The sequence below is a fragment of the Bradyrhizobium sp. AUGA SZCCT0160 genome (assembly GCF_018130105.1).
GTDB lineage: Bacteria > Pseudomonadota > Alphaproteobacteria > Rhizobiales > Xanthobacteraceae > Bradyrhizobium.
Genome location: NZ_JAFCMD010000022.1, coordinates 121,971 through 142,712 on the forward strand (window position 1 = coordinate 121,971; position 20,742 = coordinate 142,712).

The 20,742-nt window shown below is 63.1% G+C and carries 26 protein-coding genes; 17 read left to right on the top strand and 9 right to left on the bottom strand.

Translation table 11 applies throughout. The annotated features are described in order from the left end of the window. Positions 1-15 precede the first annotated feature (15 nt). From rpsP to JQ558_RS29130, 9 genes are all read left to right on the top strand, one after another. Complete coding sequence (gene rpsP / locus JQ558_RS29095) at positions 16-348, top strand: 30S ribosomal protein S16 (RefSeq protein WP_212204106.1); 333 nt, start codon at positions 16-18, stop codon at positions 346-348. 19 nt (positions 349-367) lie between these two features. After that, entirely contained in the window at positions 368-892 is a 525-nt protein-coding gene (gene rimM, locus JQ558_RS29100) for a ribosome maturation factor RimM (RefSeq protein WP_212204104.1), read from the top strand. A gap of 10 nt (positions 893-902) precedes the next feature. After that, the gene (gene trmD, locus JQ558_RS29105) at positions 903-1,649 is read left to right on the top strand and encodes a tRNA (guanosine(37)-N1)-methyltransferase TrmD (protein ID WP_212295931.1); all 747 of its coding nucleotides are present in this window, start codon (positions 903-905) and stop codon (positions 1,647-1,649) included. A 114-nt stretch (positions 1,650-1,763) separates the two neighbouring features. Further along, a complete protein-coding gene (gene rplS, locus JQ558_RS29110; RefSeq protein WP_212295932.1) occupies positions 1,764-2,144 on the top strand; it encodes a 50S ribosomal protein L19 in 381 nt (126 codons plus the stop codon). A 139-nt stretch (positions 2,145-2,283) separates the two neighbouring features. Beyond that, a complete protein-coding gene (locus JQ558_RS37970; RefSeq protein WP_283813707.1) occupies positions 2,284-2,418 on the top strand; it encodes a hypothetical protein in 135 nt (44 codons plus the stop codon). A gap of 76 nt (positions 2,419-2,494) precedes the next feature. Continuing rightward, a complete protein-coding gene (gene leuC, locus JQ558_RS29115) occupies positions 2,495-3,901 on the top strand; it encodes a 3-isopropylmalate dehydratase large subunit (protein ID WP_212204098.1) in 1,407 nt (468 codons plus the stop codon). A gap of 102 nt (positions 3,902-4,003) precedes the next feature. Further along, positions 4,004-4,213, top strand: coding sequence for a hypothetical protein (locus tag JQ558_RS29120; protein ID WP_212295933.1), 210 nt, complete (start codon positions 4,004-4,006; stop codon positions 4,211-4,213). 117 nt (positions 4,214-4,330) lie between these two features. Then, positions 4,331-4,621 carry a DUF1330 domain-containing protein gene (locus tag JQ558_RS29125; RefSeq protein ID WP_212204097.1) on the top strand — a complete coding sequence of 97 codons (291 nt, stop codon included), beginning with the start codon at positions 4,331-4,333 and terminating at the stop codon, positions 4,619-4,621. A gap of 237 nt (positions 4,622-4,858) precedes the next feature. Continuing rightward, positions 4,859-6,556: a methyl-accepting chemotaxis protein gene (locus JQ558_RS29130; protein ID WP_212295934.1), complete on the top strand. Its 1,698-nt coding sequence runs from the start codon at positions 4,859-4,861 to the stop codon at positions 6,554-6,556. A gap of 71 nt (positions 6,557-6,627) precedes the next feature. Here JQ558_RS29130 and JQ558_RS29135 read toward each other — a convergent pair whose 3' ends face one another. From JQ558_RS29135 to JQ558_RS29145, 3 genes are all read right to left on the bottom strand, one after another. After that, entirely contained in the window at positions 6,628-6,942 is a 315-nt protein-coding gene (locus JQ558_RS29135) for a hypothetical protein (RefSeq protein WP_212204095.1), read from the bottom strand. 108 nt (positions 6,943-7,050) lie between these two features. Then, on the bottom strand, positions 7,051-7,209 hold the full coding sequence (locus tag JQ558_RS38200; protein WP_212295935.1) for a hypothetical protein: 159 nt from the start codon (positions 7,207-7,209) through the stop codon (positions 7,051-7,053). A 474-nt stretch (positions 7,210-7,683) separates the two neighbouring features. Beyond that, the gene (locus JQ558_RS29145; protein WP_212273372.1) at positions 7,684-8,010 is read right to left on the bottom strand and encodes a hypothetical protein; all 327 of its coding nucleotides are present in this window, start codon (positions 8,008-8,010) and stop codon (positions 7,684-7,686) included. A 137-nt stretch (positions 8,011-8,147) separates the two neighbouring features. On the opposite strand from JQ558_RS29145, the gene JQ558_RS29150 reads away from it, so the two are divergent. The 3 genes from JQ558_RS29150 (at position 8,148) to JQ558_RS29160 (ending at position 10,087) form a co-directional block, all read left to right on the top strand. Further along, on the top strand, positions 8,148-8,546 hold the full coding sequence (locus tag JQ558_RS29150) for a metallopeptidase family protein (RefSeq protein ID WP_212204090.1): 399 nt from the start codon (positions 8,148-8,150) through the stop codon (positions 8,544-8,546). A 107-nt stretch (positions 8,547-8,653) separates the two neighbouring features. Then, positions 8,654-9,259, top strand: a complete 606-nt coding sequence (gene leuD / locus JQ558_RS29155; protein ID WP_212204088.1) for a 3-isopropylmalate dehydratase small subunit — start codon at positions 8,654-8,656, stop codon at positions 9,257-9,259. 42 nt (positions 9,260-9,301) lie between these two features. Next, positions 9,302-10,087, top strand: coding sequence for a hypothetical protein (locus JQ558_RS29160; protein WP_212295936.1), 786 nt, complete (start codon positions 9,302-9,304; stop codon positions 10,085-10,087). 169 nt (positions 10,088-10,256) lie between these two features. On the opposite strand, the gene JQ558_RS29165 is transcribed toward JQ558_RS29160, so the two are convergent. Next, positions 10,257-11,135, bottom strand: coding sequence for a CoA ester lyase (locus JQ558_RS29165; protein WP_212295937.1), 879 nt, complete (start codon positions 11,133-11,135; stop codon positions 10,257-10,259). A gap of 104 nt (positions 11,136-11,239) precedes the next feature. On the opposite strand from JQ558_RS29165, the gene JQ558_RS29170 reads away from it, so the two are divergent. Then, entirely contained in the window at positions 11,240-11,884 is a 645-nt protein-coding gene (locus JQ558_RS29170; protein ID WP_212295938.1) for a carbonic anhydrase, read from the top strand. Positions 11,885-11,995: 111 nt separating this feature from the next. Here JQ558_RS29170 and JQ558_RS29175 read toward each other — a convergent pair whose 3' ends face one another. Continuing rightward, on the bottom strand, positions 11,996-13,030 hold the full coding sequence (locus tag JQ558_RS29175) for an aspartate-semialdehyde dehydrogenase (protein ID WP_212204083.1): 1,035 nt from the start codon (positions 13,028-13,030) through the stop codon (positions 11,996-11,998). Positions 13,031-13,160: 130 nt separating this feature from the next. Here JQ558_RS29175 and JQ558_RS29180 point away from each other — a divergent pair, with 130 nt between their 5' ends. Together JQ558_RS29180 and JQ558_RS29185 are read left to right on the top strand one after the other, a co-directional pair. After that, a complete protein-coding gene (locus tag JQ558_RS29180; protein ID WP_212295939.1) occupies positions 13,161-13,622 on the top strand; it encodes a hypothetical protein in 462 nt (153 codons plus the stop codon). 214 nt (positions 13,623-13,836) lie between these two features. Beyond that, complete coding sequence (locus JQ558_RS29185; RefSeq protein ID WP_212295940.1) at positions 13,837-14,217, top strand: hypothetical protein; 381 nt, start codon at positions 13,837-13,839, stop codon at positions 14,215-14,217. Between the two features lie 168 nt (positions 14,218-14,385). Here JQ558_RS29185 and leuB read toward each other — a convergent pair whose 3' ends face one another. Further along, positions 14,386-15,498, bottom strand: coding sequence for a 3-isopropylmalate dehydrogenase (leuB, locus tag JQ558_RS29190; protein ID WP_212295941.1), 1,113 nt, complete (start codon positions 15,496-15,498; stop codon positions 14,386-14,388). 210 nt (positions 15,499-15,708) lie between these two features. Between leuB and JQ558_RS29195 the strand changes: the two genes are divergently transcribed. Beyond that, on the top strand, positions 15,709-16,575 hold the full coding sequence (locus tag JQ558_RS29195; protein WP_212295942.1) for a DMT family transporter: 867 nt from the start codon (positions 15,709-15,711) through the stop codon (positions 16,573-16,575). Beyond that, the gene (locus tag JQ558_RS29200) at positions 16,575-17,858 is read left to right on the top strand and encodes a YbfB/YjiJ family MFS transporter (protein ID WP_212295943.1); all 1,284 of its coding nucleotides are present in this window, start codon (positions 16,575-16,577) and stop codon (positions 17,856-17,858) included. The genes JQ558_RS29195 and JQ558_RS29200 overlap by 1 nt, the downstream gene beginning before the upstream one ends. A gap of 85 nt (positions 17,859-17,943) precedes the next feature. Here JQ558_RS29200 and JQ558_RS29205 read toward each other — a convergent pair whose 3' ends face one another. The 3 genes from JQ558_RS29205 to JQ558_RS29215 all read right to left on the bottom strand — a co-directional run bounded on the left by JQ558_RS29205 (position 17,944) and on the right by JQ558_RS29215 (position 20,129). Then, positions 17,944-18,729: a molybdopterin-dependent oxidoreductase gene (locus tag JQ558_RS29205; protein ID WP_212204075.1), complete on the bottom strand. Its 786-nt coding sequence runs from the start codon at positions 18,727-18,729 to the stop codon at positions 17,944-17,946. An 18-nt stretch (positions 18,730-18,747) separates the two neighbouring features. Further along, on the bottom strand, positions 18,748-19,395 hold the full coding sequence (locus JQ558_RS29210) for a cytochrome b/b6 domain-containing protein (RefSeq protein ID WP_212204074.1): 648 nt from the start codon (positions 19,393-19,395) through the stop codon (positions 18,748-18,750). A gap of 179 nt (positions 19,396-19,574) precedes the next feature. After that, positions 19,575-20,129: a fasciclin domain-containing protein gene (locus tag JQ558_RS29215; RefSeq protein ID WP_212295944.1), complete on the bottom strand. Its 555-nt coding sequence runs from the start codon at positions 20,127-20,129 to the stop codon at positions 19,575-19,577. Positions 20,130-20,742 lie beyond the last annotated feature (613 nt).

Consider the following 20,742-nt stretch of genomic DNA (forward strand, 5'->3'; position numbering starts at 1 on the left):
CTTACGGAGAATACAATGTCAGTCGTTATCCGCCTCGCTCGCGCAGGCACCAAGAAGCGCCCGGTCTATCACGTCGTCGTCGCCGACTCGCGCTTTCCCCGCGACGGCCGCTTCATCGAGCGTCTCGGCCATTTCAATCCGCTGCTGCCGAAGGACAACGAAGCCCGCCTCAAGCTCGACATGGACAAGGTCAAGTCCTGGCTCGCCAAGGGCGCGCAGCCTTCCGACCGCGTCACCCGCTTCCTCGATGCCGCCGGTGTCGTGAAGCGTGCCGCGCGCAACAACCCGGAAAAGGCCGTGCCGCGCAAGGAGCGCAAGGCCAACGCCGAAGCCGCCGCGAAGGCGTAAGCGTTAGCGGCGCGGGGCGGTGGCAACACCGATTTGTGTCGCCCGGATCGGCGCCGCGCATGGCGTGCGCGGCGCGGTGAAACTGTGGACGTTTACCGAAGACCCGCTGGCCGTGAGGGATTACGGCCCGCTGACGACCAAGGACGGCGCGCGCCAGTTCGAGCTGACGCATGCCCGCGAGGCGAAAGATCATCTGGTCGCCACGTTCAAAGGCGTCGCCACCCGCGAGGACGCCGAACGCCTCAACGGCATCGAGCTCTATATCGCGCGCGACAAGCTGCCTGAGACCGACGACGACGAATATTACCATGCCGATCTGATCGGGCTGGCCGCGGTGAATGCCGCGAACGAGCCGCTCGGCCGCGTCACCGCGATCCATAATTTCGGCGCCGGCGACATCATCGAGATTGCACCACCGCAGGGCCCGACGATGCTGCTGCCGTTCACCAATGCCGTGGTGCCGACGGTCGACCTTGCGGGCGGCCGCGTCGTGATAGAACTGCCCAAGGAAATTGAAGGCGACGACGTTCCGACGCTTACGTGATGGGTTCTGAATGACCTGTTCTGAAAGTCCCTGGCGCGCCACCATCCTCACGCTATTCCCGGACATGTTTCCGGGCCCGCTCGGCGTCAGTCTGGCGGGCAAGGCGCTGGCTTCCGGGCTGTGGGCGCTGGAAGCCCGCGACATCAGGGCATCGGCCACCGACCGCCACCGCAGCGTTGACGACACGCCCGCCGGCGGCGGGCCCGGCATGGTGCTGCGCGCCGACGTGCTGGCAGCGGCGATCGACGCCGCCGATACCGGCCAGTCCGGTCCAAACGATCGACCAAGGCTCCTGATGAGCCCGCGGGGTCGGCCATTGACCCAGTCGCGGGTCGCCGAGCTTGCGGCGGGTCCCGGGCCGCTGATCGTCTGCGGCCGGTTCGAGGGCATCGACGAGCGGGTGATTGCGGCACGGGAGCTCGAGGAGGTCTCGATCGGGGACTATGTGCTGTCCGGCGGCGAAGTCGCCGCCATGGTGCTGGTCGACGCCTGTGTCCGGCTCCTGCCGGGGGTGATGGGAAAACAGGCCTCGGGGACCGAGGAGAGCTTTTCCGAAGGACTACTGGAATACCCTCAATATACCCGCCCGCAGGAGTTCGAGGGCCGGACCATCCCGGAAATCCTTACTTCCGGCGACCACGCCAAGGTCGCCGCCTGGCGTCAGGCCGAGGCTGAAGCCCTGACCAGGGCGCGGCGGCCGGATTTGTGGGCGATTAAGGCGCGCCAAAAACGCCCAAAAAGCACGACAGACGGGTGACAAGCGCGCTTTGATGCCTTATACGGGCGCCAAATCCGCAGCATACAGCAGGATAGATGGACGTTCGCGCAGCCCGCGCTGGACTGGCTGGGCGCGCCGCCGATGGAGATTTCAATGAACATCATTCAACAGCTCGAAAAAGAGCAATTCGACAAATTGGCCGCGACCAAGACCATCCCCGAATTCGGACCCGGCGACACCGTGATCGTCAACGTCAAGGTGGTCGAAGGCGAGCGCACCCGCGTGCAGGCCTATGAAGGCGTTTGCATCGGCCGTTCCGGCGGCGGGCTCAATGAGAGCTTCACCGTTCGCAAGATTTCCTACGGCGAAGGCGTGGAACGCGTCTTCCCCGTGATGTCGCCGATGATCGACTCGATCAAGGTGGTGCGCCGCGGCAAGGTGCGTCGCGCCAAGCTGTATTACCTGCGCCAATTGCGCGGCAAGTCGGCCCGCATCGTCGAGAAGACCGAGCGCGCGGCCGCCGTCGGCGAGTAATTCGTCTCCTGCAGGGGGATGTGACCAAAAGCGCGGGGTTTTGCCCCGCGCTTTTTTGTTGGGTCATGCATATTTAGGTAATGGCACCCGGCTAATCGATTGATTGTCGCGGGCGCGGCCCCTGTGTTAGAAATTTAAAATGGTTCCAGATCAGACCAGCTTTGCAGGCCAGCGCGTCGATCCCTTCGTGATCGACGACCGCTCGCGTCTGCCCGGCCGCTTCTTCGGACGCTTTGCGACCTCGGCGACGTCTGAGCTTAGCTGCGGCCTTTGATGCCGCGCTGACTGTCCGTTGCTTGCGCTGAAACCGCGCTGACCGCTCACACAGAATCATTTTGGAGCTTACGCTCATGTCAAAACCCACCACGCTGTACGACAAGATCTGGAACGACCATCTGGTGCACGAAGCCGATGACGGCACCTGCCTGCTCTATATCGACCGCCATCTGGTGCACGAGGTGACTTCGCCGCAGGCGTTCGAAGGCCTGCGCATGACCGGCCGCAAGGTTCGCGCGCCGGAGAAGACGCTGGCCGTGGTCGACCACAACATCCCGACCACCGATCGCTCGAAGCCGAATCCCGATCCTGAAAGCATCGAGCAGATGCGGGTGATGGCCGATAACGCCAAGGAATTCGGCATCACGTATTTCAACGAATTCGACAAGCGCCAGGGCATCGTGCACGTGATCGGCCCCGAGCAGGGCTTTACGCTGCCCGGCACCACCATCGTCTGCGGTGACAGCCACACCTCCACCCATGGCGCGTTCGGTGCGCTGGCGCACGGCATCGGCACCTCCGAAGTCGAGCATGTTCTGGCAACCCAGACGCTGATCCAGAAAAAAGCAAAAAACATGCGCGCAGTGGTCGACGGCAAATTGCCCGATGGCGTCACCGGCAAGGACATCATCCTGGCCATCATCGGCGAGATCGGCACCGCCGGCGGCACCGGCTACGTGCTGGAATATGCCGGCGATGCAATCCGCGCGCTGACGATGGAAGGCCGCATGACGGTCTGCAACATGTCGATCGAAGGCGGCGCCCGCGCCGGCCTGATCGCGCCGGATGAAAAGGCGTTCGAATTCCTCAAGGGCCGTCCGATGTCGCCGAAGGGCGAGGCGTGGGACGCCGCGATGCGTTACTGGGAAACCCTTCGCTCCGACGACGGCGCGCATTTCGACCACGAGATCCGGCTGGATGCGGCCAAATTGCCGCCGATCGTGACCTGGGGCACCTCGCCTGAGGACGTGGTGTCGATCACGGGCATGGTGCCGGACCCCGACCAGATCGCCGATGAAGCCAAGCGGCTCTCAAAGCATCGCGCGTTGAAATACATGGGCCTGACCGCGGGAACCAAGATCACCGACATCAAGCTCGACCGCGTGTTCATCGGCTCCTGCACCAACGGCCGCATCGAGGATTTGCGCGCGGCGGCGAAGGTCGCCGAAGGCAAGACCGTCAACGGTCACGTCAGCGCGATGATCGTGCCGGGCTCGGGCATCGTGAAGGAGCAGGCGGAAGCCGAAGGCCTCGACAAGATCTTCATCAAGGCCGGCTTCGAATGGCGCGAGCCGGGCTGTTCGATGTGTCTCGCCATGAACCCCGACAAGCTGTCGCCGGAAGAGCGCTGCGCCTCGACCTCGAACCGCAATTTCGAGGGCCGGCAGGGCTTCAAGGGCCGCACGCATCTGGTGTCGCCGGCCATGGCGGCCGCGGCGGCGATCGCCGGGCATTTTGTCGATATCAGGGACTGGCGGTAACGCTGGTTGCCTCAACATCGAGGCGTTCCGGCAACGCCTCGTTAAGGCGCAGGGCTCAGACTGGTTCCTCAGCGGGAATGAACTCATCGCGAGGAGCCTGACGTGGCCGATAAACCAGAATATGTCGATATGATCAGCGAGGCGACGCGCCAGAGCCGGCGCAACGTCTCGCGTATCGTCGATCTCGTTCCCGCCACGCCAAAGGATACAAGGCGCCTCAGTAACTGGCCACCCGAGCATTGGCGGGAATGGCGGCTGGAAGCGATAACGCCATGGAAGATCAAGCCCTGGAAGGGCAAGGACTGGGACTGAGCCCGTCGCGCTCATCACCGCATGCAAAAAACAGGCGCCCCAGCGGGCGCCTGTTTTGTTTCAGCTTAGATTTGCCAGCATTGGCAATGTTGAACTCGCTCGCGAGAAGGATTGGACATGACCGTCTATGTGATCGTGCAATTGAAGATGACCGACCGCGCCGCCTATGACCGCTATCAGGCGCGCTTCTTCGACGTGTTCAAAAAATTCCAGGGCCGGCTGTTGTCGGCGGATGAAGGGCCGGCCGTGCTGGAGGGCGTGTGGGATCGCGACAAGCTGGTGCTGATGTCGTTTCCCGACCAGGCCGCGTTCCGGGCCTTTGCAGACTCGCCGGAGTATCTGGAAATATCCAGGGACCGCAAAGCCGGTGCGGACGGCATCGTCTTGCTGGCCAAGGGTTTGGGGTAGGGCTGGGTCGCCGGGTTTTGCCAGGACCGCGTTCAAGGAGCCCGTTACTGACAGCGTCAACACTTTGCTAAGGGCCGGCTGGTAAACTCCTCCTTAACCAATCAGAAAATCGATAGCTGCCTTTAGGATCCCCTCGTGCTGAGGGCTTGATCCGACGCGGCGCCGTGCCACGGGCGGTCCCCGGGGCCGCCGCAACGGTTCGGCAGCGCAAATTTTCCTCAAGCGAGACTCGAGAAAATGATCGCCAGATTTCAGAACCTGCCCATTATTGCCAAGATCGCGGTGCCTGCCGCGATCGTCGCCCTTGTGGCAGTCGGGATCGTCGTCCAGGCCTCGATTGCGCTGAGCAACCTGTCCGCGACGGCGGCGAGCCTGGTCGACGGCAACGCGATGCGGGTGCAATACAGCCTGCAGGCCGAAAGCCATTTCAACAGCGCCGCGGTGAGCGAGAAGAACGTCATCCTCTCCGGCACCGACGCCAAGGCGATCAGCCAGAACGTCGAGTCCTATGGCAAGGCCACCGATGCCACGCTGGCAGCAATCGATCGTCTGGCGATCGTCACCACTGCTCCCGAGCAGCGCCAACTGATCGACACAATGCGAACCGCGGTCAAGGACCGCCGGGTCGCCAGCGCCAAGGTGTTCGAACTGGCGGCCGCGGGCAAGATGGAAGAAGCCTTCGCCTATTCGCGCAATGTCGCGGCCAAGCATCGCCAGACCGCGATCTCGGCAGTGGGGCAACTCATCACCATCAATACGGACGCCATGCGCGCCGCGCGCGACGCGAGCGTCGCCAGCGCCGATTACACCCGTCTCTTGCTGGTGGTCGGGGCGATTGTCGGCCTGCTGCTGGCCTTTGCCATCCTCGGCTGGATCGCGTTCGGCCAGATCGCCCAACCATTGCGGCGCATGACGCTTGAAATGACCAAGCTTGCCGGGGGCGATCTCGATATTTCGATCGTCGGTGCCGGCCGCACCGACGAGGTTGGCGGTCTCGCCAAGTCGCTCACCGTCTTCAAGGAAAATGCGATGACGGCGCGACGCCTCGAAGCCGAACAGCGCGAGGAGCAGGTCCGCAAGGAAGCCCGTCAGCGCGCCATCGAAGGTTACATCGCGACCTTCGACGTCCAGATCTCGGAAGCCCTGCAAACGCTGACCGCGGCGTCGGCCGAGATGCACGCCACCGCCGGCAGCATGACGGCAACGGCGGAGGAAACCAGCCGGCAGGCCACCGCCGTCGCCAACGCCTCCGACGTCGCCTCCGCGAACGTGCAGACGGTTGCCGTGGCGACCGAGGAACTGCATGCCTCGATCAGCGAAATCTCGCGCCAGGTGGCGCAGGCGTCCCAGACCGCCAACCTTGCGGTCGCCGAGACCGACCGCACCAACAAGACCGTCGAGGGCCTGGCCGAAGCGGCACTGAAGATCGGCGAAGTCATCTCGCTGATCCAGAACATCGCGTCGCAGACCAACCTGCTGGCGCTCAACGCCACGATCGAAGCGGCGCGCGCTGGCGAGTCCGGCAAGGGCTTTGCCGTCGTCGCCACCGAGGTGAAGGCGCTTGCCACCCAGACCGCCAAGGCGACGGAGGATATTTCAGCCCAGATCGCCGCGATCCAGCAGGAGACCGGCAACGCCGTGACTGCCATCAAGACGATCGGGACGACGATCGCCCAGATGAACGAAATCGCCACGGCGATCGCCGCCGCGGTCGAGCAGCAGAACGCTGCGACCCGCGACATCGCGCAGAACATCCAGGAAGTTTCGAAGGGGACGACCGAGGTATCTTCGAACGTCGGCAGCGTCAATGACGCCGCCAACGAGACCGGCGCCGCGGCGTCGGAAGTGCTGACGGCGGCCGACGACCTCAGCCATCAGTCGGAGAAGCTGCGCGCCGACGTCAACACGTTCCTCGATCTCATTCGCGCCGCCTGATCCGCTTCTCGCTCCGCGAAAACGGGATCAACGCCATCGCGCTCGTCTCCTGAGCGCGATGGCCGCGCCCGTTACCAATACGGCCCGAACCCGAAGCCGAATGTGAACGGCGCCGGTGCGTAATAGGGATATGGCCGGTAGTAAGAGGGCCGCGCGTAGTAGCGGGGTCCGTAATACGGGCGATAGTATGAGCGGTAATACGGTCGATAATAGCCGTAACCATAGTGGCGCCGGTAATAGCGCTGCGCGCTGAAGTCGGTCGCACCTGACGTGCCGGCGGTTTGTTGCTTCATTTGCGGCGATGCCGCGGCCGCCGAATTGACCGCCGCCGGGCCGGCAAACACCAGAGCGCCAGCGACAGCAGCTGCTCCGATCAACATCTTCATGACGATCTACCTCCTCTGATTCAGGATCATGAAATAACAGGCAGCAATGGCGCCCGTTTCATGGCAGTAAACTTGAAGTGAAAACAGGCCCGCGATGAACGGACCTGCTCACTTCAAATCCGCAAACTCGCGATCACCAGCGGCGATAATGGTGATGATGGTGATGCCGACGATGGTGATGATGACGGTGCCAGCGATGATGATGGTGACGATGCCAGCGATGATGGCGATGTCGCCATCCCGCCTCTGTCGTCTCGGGCTTGACATCCTGGACGGCGGCGGCAGCACCGGGGTTGCTCAGCGACAACGCGTTAGCGCGCTCAGTCGGAGCGGCTATAACGAGCATGACGCCAAAGGCGGCAAGCCCCAGAACTTTCATCACCTGCATATGTAGTCTCCTTGGTCCTCGGAATGTCACGTTCGTGGCGAGCGGTGCTCGACAAGCAGCGGCTACGCCGCGACGCAGTTCACAGCTTGAAGCTGAGGACGTGAATGCGAACTGAATGACTGCGCCGCGAAGATGAACAAGGAGCGTGTAATCGGTTCCGATTGATTTCAGCGGCGCGTCAAACCGGCGCAGACTGCCGTTGCATCGCTGCAGACACTCCGCACTCATGAGCCCGTCATGATTTCAAACATGAACGCTTCGAGGTCGCGCGTGGCGACGGCCATTCTCGTTCATGGCTCGCCGGCGCAGATATATTTGGAACGCTGATCGATTTGGACGCTAGCGCGCCGGCGCTAACCGGGCCGCCAGTAGCAGTTCATGCGCGGCGTGATGACGGTACCGCTCGGCCGGTATTCCTGCACATAGGTCGCGGTGCAACTGCGCACCGCATTCGGCCCCGGATTGTAACGCGGATAGACATCGGGTTCCCACTGGTCCTGCCGGTAGATCGGCACGCGGCGGAGCGGCCGCCGGCGTTGTGCGGACGCATCGGTGGCGGCCGGCTTCGCTGCCTGCGCGGTGCGCACCCCCGACGGTGCCGTCTGAGCCTGTGCGCCGCCACCCGGCAACAAGAATCCGGTCAAAATCGCCGCTACCGCCGCCGTCGCAATCCGCTTCATTCCGCCCACCCAAAGCCTGTTATCGGGCCGTACGGTCTCCGATTGCCGCGCCAAGGTCAACCTTGCGATGATATTCAAGATCAGTAGGCGCGCAAAATGAGTAGGCGCGCTGGAGCAACACGCGCTAAACAGGTGCGATGTGGAAGGAAGCAAAAGCACCGTCGCTCGCCGAAATGGAAGCCATGGCGCATGAGGTTTTCGAGCGCCTGCCAAAGGGCTTTCGAACCCTGTGCGAGGGCGTCATCATCCGCGTCGACGATTTCCCGACCGACGAGATCCTCGACGAGATGCAGGCGCAAAGCGAGTTCGACCTGCTCGGCCTGTTCCAGGGCGTCGGCCTGCCGCAGCAAAGCAATAACGACGTCGCCCGCCTGCCCAACATGATCTGGCTCTACCGGCGACCGATCCTGGACTATTGGGCGGAGCATGAGGAAACGCTGGGCCACATCGTCCGCCACGTCCTGATCCACGAAATCGGCCACCATTTCGGCCTGTCGGACGCCGATATGGAGGCGATTGAGGCCCAGGAAACTTAAGGAGGAGCCTAGGAGCGGGGTAGGATTGCGCAAATTGGCCTTTTGCCGGTGGCGATTTCGCGATAAATCAGCGTCCCTATCCCTCATTCAGCCGGGAAGTACGTTCGATGGACAAGTTCACCACACTGGAAGGCGTCGCCGCGCCCCTGAAGATCATCAATGTCGACACCGACATGATCATTCCGAAGCAGTATCTGAAGACCATCAAGCGTACCGGCCTTGGCAAGGGCCTGTTCTCCGAACAGCGCTACAAGGATGACGGCAGCGAGAATCCGGATTTCATCCTCAACAAGCCGGCCTACCGCAATTCCAAGGTGCTGGTCGCCGGTGACAATTTCGGCTGCGGCTCGAGCCGCGAGCACGCGCCGTGGGCACTGCTGGATTTCGGCATCCGCTGCGTGATCTCGACCTCGTTCGGCGACATCTTCTACAACAACTGCTTCAAGAACGGCATTCTGCCGATCCGCGTCACCCAGGACGACCTCGACAAATTGTTCGACGACGCCGAGCGCGGCGCCAACGCGACGCTGACCATCGATCTCGCGGCCCAGGAAATCCGCGGCCCCGACGGCGGCACCGTGAAGTTCGAGATCGACCCGTTCCGCAAGCATTGCCTGCTCAACGGTCTGGACGACATTGGCCTGACGATGGAGAAAAAGACTTCCATCGACAGCTACGAGGCCAAGGCCAAAAAAGAGCGCGCCTGGGCCTGATCGCGGGTCGCGGCCTCGCTCGACAATAGTGAGGCGACGCCGATGCGGCCTGACGTCGTCACCTTCTGGCATGGCCCGCTCGATGCGCTCCGGCTGACCTGTCTGCGATCGCAGGTCGCAGCGGGCCACAAGGTCACCGTCTACAGTTTCGAGCCGCTTGCCGGCCTGCCCGACGGCGTCGGCAACGCCGAGGCCGAGGCGATCCTGCCGCATTCCTTTTCCGAGCGGCTTCGCCCGCCGCAACCGGACGGCAGCTGGCGCGATTGGACCATTCTGCAATTCAGCGATTTCTTCCGCATGCGGCTGATGGCGGAGAAGGCCGGCCTGTGGCTCGACGCGGATGTCCTGCTGCTGAAGCCGGTCGAGATCGATCTTGCAAAACCCTATTTCGCCTGGGAGCGGCCGCGCCAGCTCGGCAATTCGGTTTTGTATCTGCCCCCTAGCGATCCGATCGTCACGGCGTTCGAAAAGCTGATGATGCAGGACGAACTGACGCCGGACTGGCTGGCGCTGCGCCATCGCCTGACCTTCAAGCTGCAGCAACTGCGCGGCGGATCGAACCGCCTCTCGGACATTCGCGTCGCGATCTTCGGTCCGGCCGCGCTCACCGCACTCGCGCGCCGGTCGAACGAATTGCAGCACGCGCTGCCGAAGCAATCGTTTTATGCGGTGCATGCGGAACCGAAATTGTTTTTCGAGCCGTCAGATTATTCGGCGCTGCTCGCCGATTCCGCGATTATCGGGCTGCACATCTCGCCGAAGGGCCGCGGCGGGCAGAGGCCTGTGCCTGGCAGCCTCTACGCCTGGGCGACGGAGAAGTTTGGTTGATCCCGTCGTCCCGGCCTTGAGCCGGGACCCATACGCCGCGGCCGTAGTAGTTGCAGGCAGTGTACGTCGGCTTTTTTCTACCGATAGATCACGCTGTATGGGTCCCCCGATGCACAATTGCGCATCTGAGCTCAAGGCCGGGACGACGTGGACTGTGATGTGAAGGTCTCTAATGCCCCATCGCGGAGATCGCGTCTGCAATGGCGATGGTGCGCTTGGCCATGTCGGCGTGCAGCCGTTCCACCATGCGGCCGTCGAGCTGGATGGCGCCGCGGGAAGCGTTTTCGGGCTGCTGGAACGCCGCGATGATCTTGCGGGCTTCCGCGACTTCCTCCGCCGGCGGCGTGAAGATCGCGTTGCAGGCCTCGATATGGCTCGGATGGATCAGCGTCTTGCCGTCGAACCCGAGATCGCGCCCCTGCGCGCATTCAACCGCAAAGCCGTCGACGTTGCTGATATCGCTGTAGGGGCCGTCGAGGATTTCGAGCCCATGCGCGCGTGCCGCCAGGATGCAGTGGATGATCATCGGGATCATCGCCGCGCGGCCCGGCTGCATCCGGATGCGTGTTTCGCGCGAAATATCGTTCGGCCCGAACACGAAGCCCGCAAGACGCGTCTCCGAATCCTTCGACGCCGCGGCGAGCTTGTCCGCATCCAATACCGCGCGCGAAGTCTCGATCATCGCCCAGACCCGGATCGAGGTATCCGCGTTGATGTCGCTGAGGCGATTGGCGATGGCGCCGAGATCGGCGACGCTGGAAACCTTGGGAACCAGGATGCCGTCGGGCCGCGCCTTGCCGGCCATCGTGACGTCGTCGATCCACCACGGCGTATCCAGGCTGTTGACCCGGATCAGCACCTCGCGCTTGCCGAACCCGCCGGCCGCGATCGCCTTGGCGATCTGGTCACGGGCCAGCGCCTTGGCGTCCGGCGCCACCGAATCCTCAAGGTCGAGGATGATACCGTCGGCGGCAAGGTTGCGCGCCTTTTCCAGCGCCCGCGCGTTCGATCCGGGCATGAACAACAGGCTGCGGCGCGGACGGATCATGGGCTGGTTTCCTGAGGGTGTTATTGAAACCCACGCGATATCATTTCAAACGGCCGCCCGAAAGCCTTGTTCCTGTCATCGGTCTATGGTTAGGCAAGGGGGCCATGACCGCATTTCCGCAACATCTGCTCGACGGCTACCGGACCTTCACCTCGCAGCGACTGCCTACGGAACAGTCACGCTACCGGGAACTGTCCGAACGCGGCCAGTCACCCGCGGTCATGGTGATCGGCTGCTGCGATTCCCGCGTCTCCCCGGAGGTCATTTTCGACGCCGGCCCGGGTGAACTGTTCGTGGTCCGCAACGTCGCCAATCTGGTACCGGTCTATCAGCCTGACGGCGGCGCCCACGGCGTATCCGCGGCGCTCGAATATGCGGTCAACGTGCTCCGCATCAAGCATATCGTGGTGCTCGGCCACGCCCAGTGCGGTGGCATCAAGGCCTTCATCGATAAGATCGATCCGTTGTCGCCGGGCGATTTCATCGGGCGCTGGATGGCGATGTTCATCAAGCCGGGCGAAGTCGTCGAACAGCGCGAGCGCGAAACGATGCAGGATTTCACCGTCCGGATCGAGAAAGCCGCGATCTTCCGCTCGCTGGAAAACCTGCTGACGTTTCCGTTCGTGCGCGCGCGCGTCGAGCGCGGCGAAATGGAACTGCACGGCGCCTATTTCGGCGTCGCCGAAGGCTCGCTGTTCGTGCTCGACCAGACCGCGAAGGAATTCCGCGGTGTTGGAGAAGTGACGTAGCTGCAAGGGTGGGCAAAGCGAAGCGTGCCCACCACCTTACGTCGCGCAGAATGGTGGGCACGGCGCAAGGGCGCCTTTGCCCATCCTACGAATTTTCAGCTACGCTGCCTTCTACGCCGCTTTCTTCTTCGCGGTGATCAGCTTGCGGTTGATCAGGCATTCGGCGATCTGCACCGCGTTCAGCGCCGCACCCTTGCGCAGATTGTCAGAGACGCACCACAGCGACAGGCCGTTCTCGATCGTCGCGTCCTCGCGGATGCGGCTGATATAGGTGGCGTCCTCGCCTGCCGCCTCATACGGCGTGACGTAGCCGCCGGGCTCCTGCTTGTCGATCACGAGGCAACCCGGCGCGTTGCGCAGGATGTTGCGGGCTTCATCGGCGGTGATCGGATTCTCGAATTCGATATTGACGGCTTCCGAATGGCCGACGAAGACAGGCACGCGCACGCAAGTCGCGGTCAGCCTGATTTTGGGATCAAGAATCTTCTTGGTCTCCATCATCATCTTCCACTCTTCCTTGGTGTAGCCGTCCTCCATGAACACGTCGATCTCGGGGATGACGTTGAAGGCGATACGCTTGGGGAATTTCTTGTTGATCAGTTCGCTGTTGGTGTAGACGGCCTTGGTCTGCGAAAACAGCTCATCCATCGCATCCTTGCCGGCGCCCGACACCGACTGATAGGTCGCGACCACGACGCGCTTGATGGTGGCCTTGTCGTGCAGCGGCTTCAGCGCCACCACGAGCTGGGCGGTCGAGCAGTTCGGATTGGCGATGATGTTCTTCTTGGTGAAGCCGGTCACGGCGTCGGCGTTCACTTCGGGCACGATCAGCGGCACGTCCGGGTCCATCCGCCATGCCGACGAATTGTCGATCACGACGGCGCCGGCGGCGCCGATCTTGGGCGACCATTCCTTCGACACCGCGCCGCCTGCCGACATCAGGCAGATGTCGATATCGGAGAAATCGTAGTGCTCGAGGGCTTTGCACTTCAGGGTGCGGTCGCCATACGAAACTTCCACGCCAACGCTGCGCCGTGACGCCAGCGCCACCACCTCGTCCGCGGGGAATTTGCGTTCGTCGAGAATGTTAAGCATTTCCCGCCCGACATTGCCGGTCGCTCCAACCAGCGCGACTTTGTAACCCATCGTTCACTCTCCGACGAAAAATGCAGTCCCCCCCGCCCGCGGCGGAAAGGGAGAAGGCAGCGCTTCTATGCGAGAAACACCCTCAAGACAACGTTTGCAAGGACGTTTGACAGTAGCGTTTGGGCGTTTGATGCAGTCCTTTTCGGCCGAACCGGCCAGGTCCCATTACAAGTCCCATTATACGGCGAGAATCCATCCGGCGCTGACCAGCTTTGCGGACGAGGTCGGCGGTACGCTGGCACGGCTGGTTGCGTATGTAGTGACCTTGGCCCTGCTCGCCATGGGCGGCATGGCGCTTTGGGAACAATTGCCCGATCTCGCAGCGATGGATCCCTCGTCCAGGGACGCCTCATTGAAGGACGCCTCATTGAAGGACGTCTGGAGCCTGGTCGACCGCTCGTCGCGCGCTTTTGCCGTCAGCCAATTTGATCCGCATGACAAAACAGAGGCTTATGAGATTTTCCGGCACCCAAGGGCGGCCGCCGGGATGTCTTCTTGTGGCGCGGCGGAGACAAACAGCCGGTCGCCGAACTCGAGATCTATCGCCCGGGCGGCGACCTCGGCCATGCCGGCCTGTCGGCGGATTGGCTGACCGGCGGAGACAACCCGCAATTGCGCGGCGCCTTCTAATTGCCACGGCTTGCCAAGATACTGGTTTTCATGAAACTTTTTCGCCAGTGTCGGCATTATATGGTCCGGTGTGGCCCAATTGACCTAGTGACGACCACCCCGCGACAGCTACAATGAAGACCAACCCGATTTGGCGATCCGCCGGCTTGCTAAGGGCCGGCAATGACGAGGATGCGATGACCCCTAAATTCCCTGCTGCGAGCAAGCTCGTGGTGTTGCTTGTGGCAGCCGCCCTCGTTGCGGTCGGCGTGACGGAAGCCAGCGCCCAGTCCAACCAGCGCTACGACAAGGATGGCCGCCCGTACTACGGACGCAGTGGCCCCAACCGGGTCTATCAGCAAGGGCCGAATACCCGCGTTTACGTCACGACGCGCTCCTGGCTCGACGCCGGCACCGAAGTCTTGCCGGGCGACCGCAAGTTCCAGGACTATGCGTTTCCGCCGGATCTCGGCTATCCGTCATTCGCGCGCGAAAATCTCAATCGGCCGATCGACCGTCAACCGCTCAACCCGCCGTCGGACATGGGCGGCTATCCGCAGCGCTTCCCGCTGTATTGAGCCTATTGAACTAAACCAACTGGTGTCGTCCCGGGCTTGACCCGGGACCCATACGCCGCGGCCCGTCGATCTACTAAAGCTGCTCGACGACTTTCTTCGCCATCATAACCGACGGTGGTTATGGGTCCCGGCTCAAGGCCGGGACGACGGAGTGGAGAGTTTCTTCGCTTACGCGTGCAGCTTCTGCAATTCCTTCAAAATCGCATCGCCCATCTGCGTGGTGCTGGCCGCCGTGGTGCCCTCGGACTTGATATCCGCGGTACGCAGGCCGCTGGCGAGCACGGCGGCGATCGCCGCATCGACCTTGTCGGCGAGCGCGCCCATCTCGAACGAATAGCGCAGCGCCATGCCGAACGAGGAAATCATCGCGATCGGATTGGCGAGGCCTTTTCCGGCGATATCGGGCGCCGAGCCATGCACCGGCTCGAACAGCGAGCGGCGTTTCCTGGTCTTGGCGTCGATCTCGCCGAGCGAGGCCGAGGGCAGCATGCCGAGCGATCCCGTCAGCATCGCCGCGATATCGGACAGCATGTCGCCGAACAGATTGTCGGTCACGATGACGTCGAACGCCTTCGGCGCCTTGACGAGATTCATGCCGCCGGAATCGGCGAGCTGATGCTCCAGCGTCACGTCCTTGTATTCGCGGGCGTGCACCTGCGTCACCACCTCGTTCCAGAGCACGCCTGACTTCATGACGTTGCGCTTTTCCATCGAGGTCAGCTTGTTGCGGCGTTTCCGCGCGAGATCGAAGGCGACCCGGGCGATGCGCTCGATCTCGTAGGTGTCATAGACCTGGGTGTCGACGGCACGCTTCTGGCCGTTGCCGAGATCGGTGATGGTCTTCGGCTCGCCGAAATAGACCCCGCCGGTCAGCTCGCGCACGATCATGATGTCGAGGCCTTCGACGATCTCGCGCTTCAGGCTGGAGGCCTCCGCCAGCGCCGGATAGCACACCGCCGGGCGCAGATTGGCGAACAGGCCGAGGTCCTTGCGCAGCCGCAACAGGCCGGCTTCGGGCCGCACGTCGTAGGGTACGGCGTCCCATTTCGGGCCGCCGACCGCGCCGAAGATCACGGCATCGGCCGCCGTGGCCAGCGCCATGGTCGCATCCGTAATGCTCTGCTTGCTGGCGTCATAGGCGGAACCGCCGACCAGCCCCTGCTCGGTCTCGAAACGGGCAATGCCTTGCGCGTTGAGCCAGTCGATCAGGCGTTGCACCTCGCCCATCACTTCGGGGCCGATGCCGTCGCCGGGGAGAAGCAGCAGTTTATGGGTCGCCATGATCAGTTACCTCGGAGCTTGTTTGGCTGTCATTGCCGGGCTTGACCCAGCAATCCAGCTTCTTTGAAGACGATGGATGCCCGGGTCGAGCCCGGGCATGACAGCGGAGGATTCCGCGGGAGTGCTAAAACGCCCCGAGCGGATTGGCAAGGCGGCTTGGACAGGCCACAAAGGCTGACAAGCCCGCCCCAAGACGGACATCACGCCCTCATGACCGCAGCCATCCTGTTTGCCTTTGCCTCGGCCGGCTTCCTGGGCGCGGGCGTCGTGACGGCGCAATTCGGGCTGCGAACAGTCGAACCGCTGTCGGGAGCGGCGATCAGCGTCCCCTCGTTCACGCTGTTGTTCCTTCTGGTCTCGCCCCTGCTGCTGGCCGGCGAGCCCGTGGTCTGGCGGGCCCTGCCGATCTTCGGCGCGATCGGGCTGGTATTTCCGGCGATGCTGACCCTGCTGACCTTTGCCTCCAACAGCGCGCTGGGGCCGGTCGTCACCTCGACGCTCGGCAATCTGGCGCCGCTGTTCGCGGTCGCGCTCGCCGTCGTCCTCCTGCATGAGCCGCTCCACTTGCTGCAATTCGCCGGCCTCGTCATTGCGGTCGCCGGCGCCGTGATCATCACCGTCACCCGGCCGCGCGACCTCGTCAGCGACTGGCGAAGCTGGGCATTGCTATTACCGCTCGCCAGCGCGTTGCTGCGCGGCGTGGTGCCGCCGATCGTCAAGCTTGGGCTCGAAATCTGGCCGAGCCCGCTCTGGGCCTGCCTGATCGGCTATGTCGTATCGTCCTTTGTGGTGCTGACCGTGCAGCGCGTCCGCAAGGGGAGCTTCGTCGTGACAGCGCCATGGCCGGGCCGGTTCTGGTTCGCCATCACCGGCATCTGCAACGGCCTCAGCCTGCTGTCGCTGTTCGCCGCCCTGCGCAACGGCCCGATCACGCTGGTCGCACCTGTCGCCGCGATCTATCCGCTCGTCACGTTGCTGCTCAGCGCCATGGTGCTGCACCATGTACGGATCACACCCCGCATCGTCGCCGGCGCGGTGCTGACGGTTGCCGGCGTCGCGCTGGTGCTGATCGGCTAATGTTGCGCAAACGGCACGACACCATTGCTTCCCTGCGCGGCTGTGCAAGCCAGCAGCCGCCTGTCACAATCGCCGCCTTGCCGGAGTATCCTGTGAAGGCCGCCGTCCAACCACCGTCCACCACGCATCCCGCGTGGCTGATCCTCGTTCTGTCGCTGGCGCCGACGATCGGTCTTGGAATCGGCCGCTTCGCCTATGCGCTGGTGCTGCCGGACATGCGCGACGCGCTGGGCTGGTCCTATTCCGCGGCCGGTTTCATGAACACGATCAACGCCGTCGGCTATCTTGCGGGCGCGCTGCTCGCCTCGCGCATGATCCGGCGGTTTGGGCTGACGCGAACGGTGCGCTGGGGAACACTGGCCGCCGTCATCTCGCTGGCGCTCTGCGCCGTCTCCGGCAATTTTTTCGTGCTGAGCTTTGCCCGGCTGATGGCGGGCATCGGAGCCGCGGGCGGATTCGTCGGCGGCGCGGCGCTGGCCGCCACGATCGCGCAGACGCGCCCCGATCGCGCCAATTTCCTGCTCAGCCTGTTTTACGCCGGGCCCGGGCTCGGCATCCTCGCGTCGGGGCTGATCGCGCCGTTCGTGCTGCAGGGTTTCGGACCGGGATCGTGGTGGATCGTGTGGTGGGCGATGACGCTGCTCTCGGCCCTCCTGATCATGCCGCTGCTGCTGGCGCCGCTGGGCGGTGGCGCTGATATCGACAGCGCGGCACCCGCCAGATTCTCGGTCGGACCGGTGCTGGCCTATCTGCTCGGCTACTTCCTGTTCGGCGCCGGCTACATCGCCTACATGACCTTCATGATCGCCTATGTCCGCGATGGCGGCGGCGGCGCGGCGGCGCAGAGCCTGTTCTGGAGCCTGATCGGGATCAGCGCGTTCGCGACGCCGTGGGTGTGGCGGCGGGTGCTGGCGCTGGATCGCGGCGGCCTCACCACCGCGATTATTCTGAGCGTCAACGCGATCGGCGCGGCGCTGCCGATCTTCGGGCACTCGCCGCTGTTGCTGACGATCTCGGCGCTGGTGTTCGGCGTCGCGTTCTTCGCGGTGGTGGGATCGACCACCGCCTTCGTGCGCTTCAACTATCGGCCGTCCGCCTGGCCTATGGGGATCGCGGCGATGACCATTTCGTTCGGCATCGGCCAGACGCTGGGGCCGATCGTGGTCGGCGCGATCACCGACGCGGTGGGCAGTCTTTCGTTTGCGCTCAACGTTTCCGCGGCGATGCTGGCGACGGGGGCGGTGCTGTGCGCGTTTCAGAGGAGGTTGAAGACGACTGCGTAGGGTGGGTGGAGCGCAGCGATACCCACCATTGATGCGACGACGAAGATGGTGGGTATCGCTTCGCTCCACCCACCCTACGAAGCAATCAACTTCCGCTGAACGAATTGTATCCCTGGTCTTCCCAGAAGCCGCCCTTGTAGTCGTTGGTGACTTCCATCGAGAGCACGTATTTCGGATTCTTGAAGCCGAGCTTTGTGGGCACGCGGATCTTCATCGGGAAACCATAGGCACGCGGCAGGATCTCGTCGCCGAATTTGAACGTCATCTGGGTCTGCGCGTGCAGCGCGCTGCGCATGTCGAGCGGCGAATTGTAGCCGTCCTTGTCGGCGCACTGGAACCAGACATATTTGGCGCGCGTGTCGGCGCCGACGATTTGCAGGAAATCACGCAGCGGCGTGCCGCTCCAGCTGCCGATCGCGCTCCAGCCCTCGACGCAGATGTGGCGCGTGACCTGCTTGACCTGCGGCAGCTTGTAGAGCTCCTCCAGCGTCCACGACTTCTTGTTCTCGACGAGACCGCGCACCTCGAGCTTCCAGTCCTTGGCCTCGATCTCGGGGGCCTCGTCAAGGCTGTAATAGGCGTTGAACGGGAACGGCTTGGTGATCGCGCTTTCCGGGAAGGTCGGCGCCATCGCATCCGGATTGAACATCCAGGCCTGCACGCCGTCATTGAATTTCGAAACCTGCTTCAGCATTTCCTCGGCCGAAAACTGGTCCGTCACGTCGCAGCCGGTGAGCAGCGTCAACGCGCCGAGGCTGGCGCCGCCGGAGATGAAGCGCCGGCGCGTCAGGTCCGGCATCGTCTTGACGGCGTCCCGGAGCAGCAGCGTCTTGTCGACGCCGGGGATCAGAAGGTTACGCAAGCGGCCCATAATATCCTCCTAGTATGCTCAGCGGCCGATAATCATCGCGCGAAGACTCTTCGGCACCAGCAGTGCAAGCACGACGTGAACCACCATGAAGGCGACAATCGCGGCCATGCAGAAGAAGTGGACGTAACGGGCGGCCTCATAGCCGCCGAACATGGCCGTCAGATATTGCAGCTGCACCGGCTTCCAGATCGCCAGCCCCGACAGCACGATCAGGATGCCAACCACGATGATGCCGGCATAGAGCAGCTTCTGGACGTAATTGTATTTGGTCAGATCCTCATGCGACAGCTTGCCGGTCAGTGCCGCCTTGGTATCGGCAAGCACGCCCTCCGGTGTGATCGGCAGCAGCTTCTTGCGGAAGCGGCCGGTGGCGAGCCCCAAAGCGAGGTAGATCAGGCCGTTGACCATCAACAGCCACATCGCGGCAAAGTGCCAGAGCAACGCGCCGCCGAGCCAACCGCCCAGCGTGATGCTGTCCGAAAAGGTGAAGTCGAACAGCGGAGAGGCGTTGTAGATCTTCCATCCCGACATGATCATCAGGACCATCGCAAAGGCGTTGGTCCAGTGCAGGGCCCGCACCCAGGCCGGCTGAATGACTTTGGCCTTGGTGGCTGCCTTGGGCGTCGCTTTAGCGCTGGCTTGGTCGCTGGCGGTGATGCTCGACATGGCCTGTTCCGTCGTTGCAATGGGTTACCGGTTTATACGCCGGGAACCGGGTTTTCGTTACTGCCCAGATGCTATCAGATCGATGCAGGGGGCGTATCAAGGTCACAAAAAAGCGAGCCGGGTCGCCCCGGCTCGCCCATCCACGCATCCCGTTGGGACTAATCAGGCGTGCGCGGAGGTCACGAAGCCGGCATCAGCACGGTATCGATCACATGGATCACGCCGTTGGACTGGTTGACGTTCGAGATCGTGACCATCGAGGTTCCGCCCTTGGCGTCGACGATCCAGACCTTGCTGCCGTCGAGCTTCACCGTCAGCTGTTCGCCTTCGGCGGTCTTGAGCTTCATGCCGTCCTTGAGGTCGGCTGCGGCGAGCTTGCCGGGCACGACATGGTAGGTCAGGATCTTGGTCAGGGTCGCCTTGTTCTCAGGCTTCACCAGCGTGTCGACGGTGCCGGCCGGCAGCTTGCCGAAGGCGGCGTTGGTCGGTGCGAACACCGTGAACGGGCCCTTGCCTTCCAGCGTGGCAACCAGACCGGCGGCCTTCACGGCGGCGACCAGCGTGGTGTGGTCCTTGGAGTTGACGGCGTTCTGGACGATGTTCTTCGAGGGGAACATCGCGGCGCCGCCGACCATCACGGTCTTTTCCTCGGCGCTGACCGGCGCCGACACGGTAGCGGTGAGCGCAAGCACGCTGAAGGCGGCGGCGGTCAGATAGGCAATACGGTTCGACATGATTCTCTCCCGATGATTGAGGTCTCCGGCGGCGGGCCGCCGGTGCTGAGAACAACGACGCTGGTCGGTTGACCGTTTTCGTCGTCGTTGGCCGAGCTACGGGAGGTTTTTCGGGCAGTTTCGACGGATAATTTATCGTGATGGCTGAAACTTTCGGAAGGGCTGTCCGTGGGGGTATTCTCATGAAGCCGTCATTGCGAGCGCAGCGAATATCCCGCCTTGCCACTCCACACACAACTGTCGTCACCCGCGAAGGCGGGTGATCCAGTACGCCGCGGCTTCTCGATTCAATCATTGGCGTCTCTGGAATACTGGGTCGCCCGGTCAAGCCGGGCGATGACACTGAATATGCGGCCGCGATCTCGCGACGCATTGCACCCGAGGTTTTCAATTTCGTTCCGCCCTCTAAGAATCCAGAGGGCGCAGGGAATGCCGGATGCGCGCTGCACCCGCGGTCTCGTGTGCGATTGTGCTAAAGAAGCTGCACACGAGCATACAGGGCAGCGGAGAGCATCCGACATTCCCTGCGCAATGGCTTTACGGCTTATGACGCGCTCTCCCCGGTGAGACGGCCTCTATTGCCACCGTCGCCCCTCGGAAGCGTTAGCTCCCG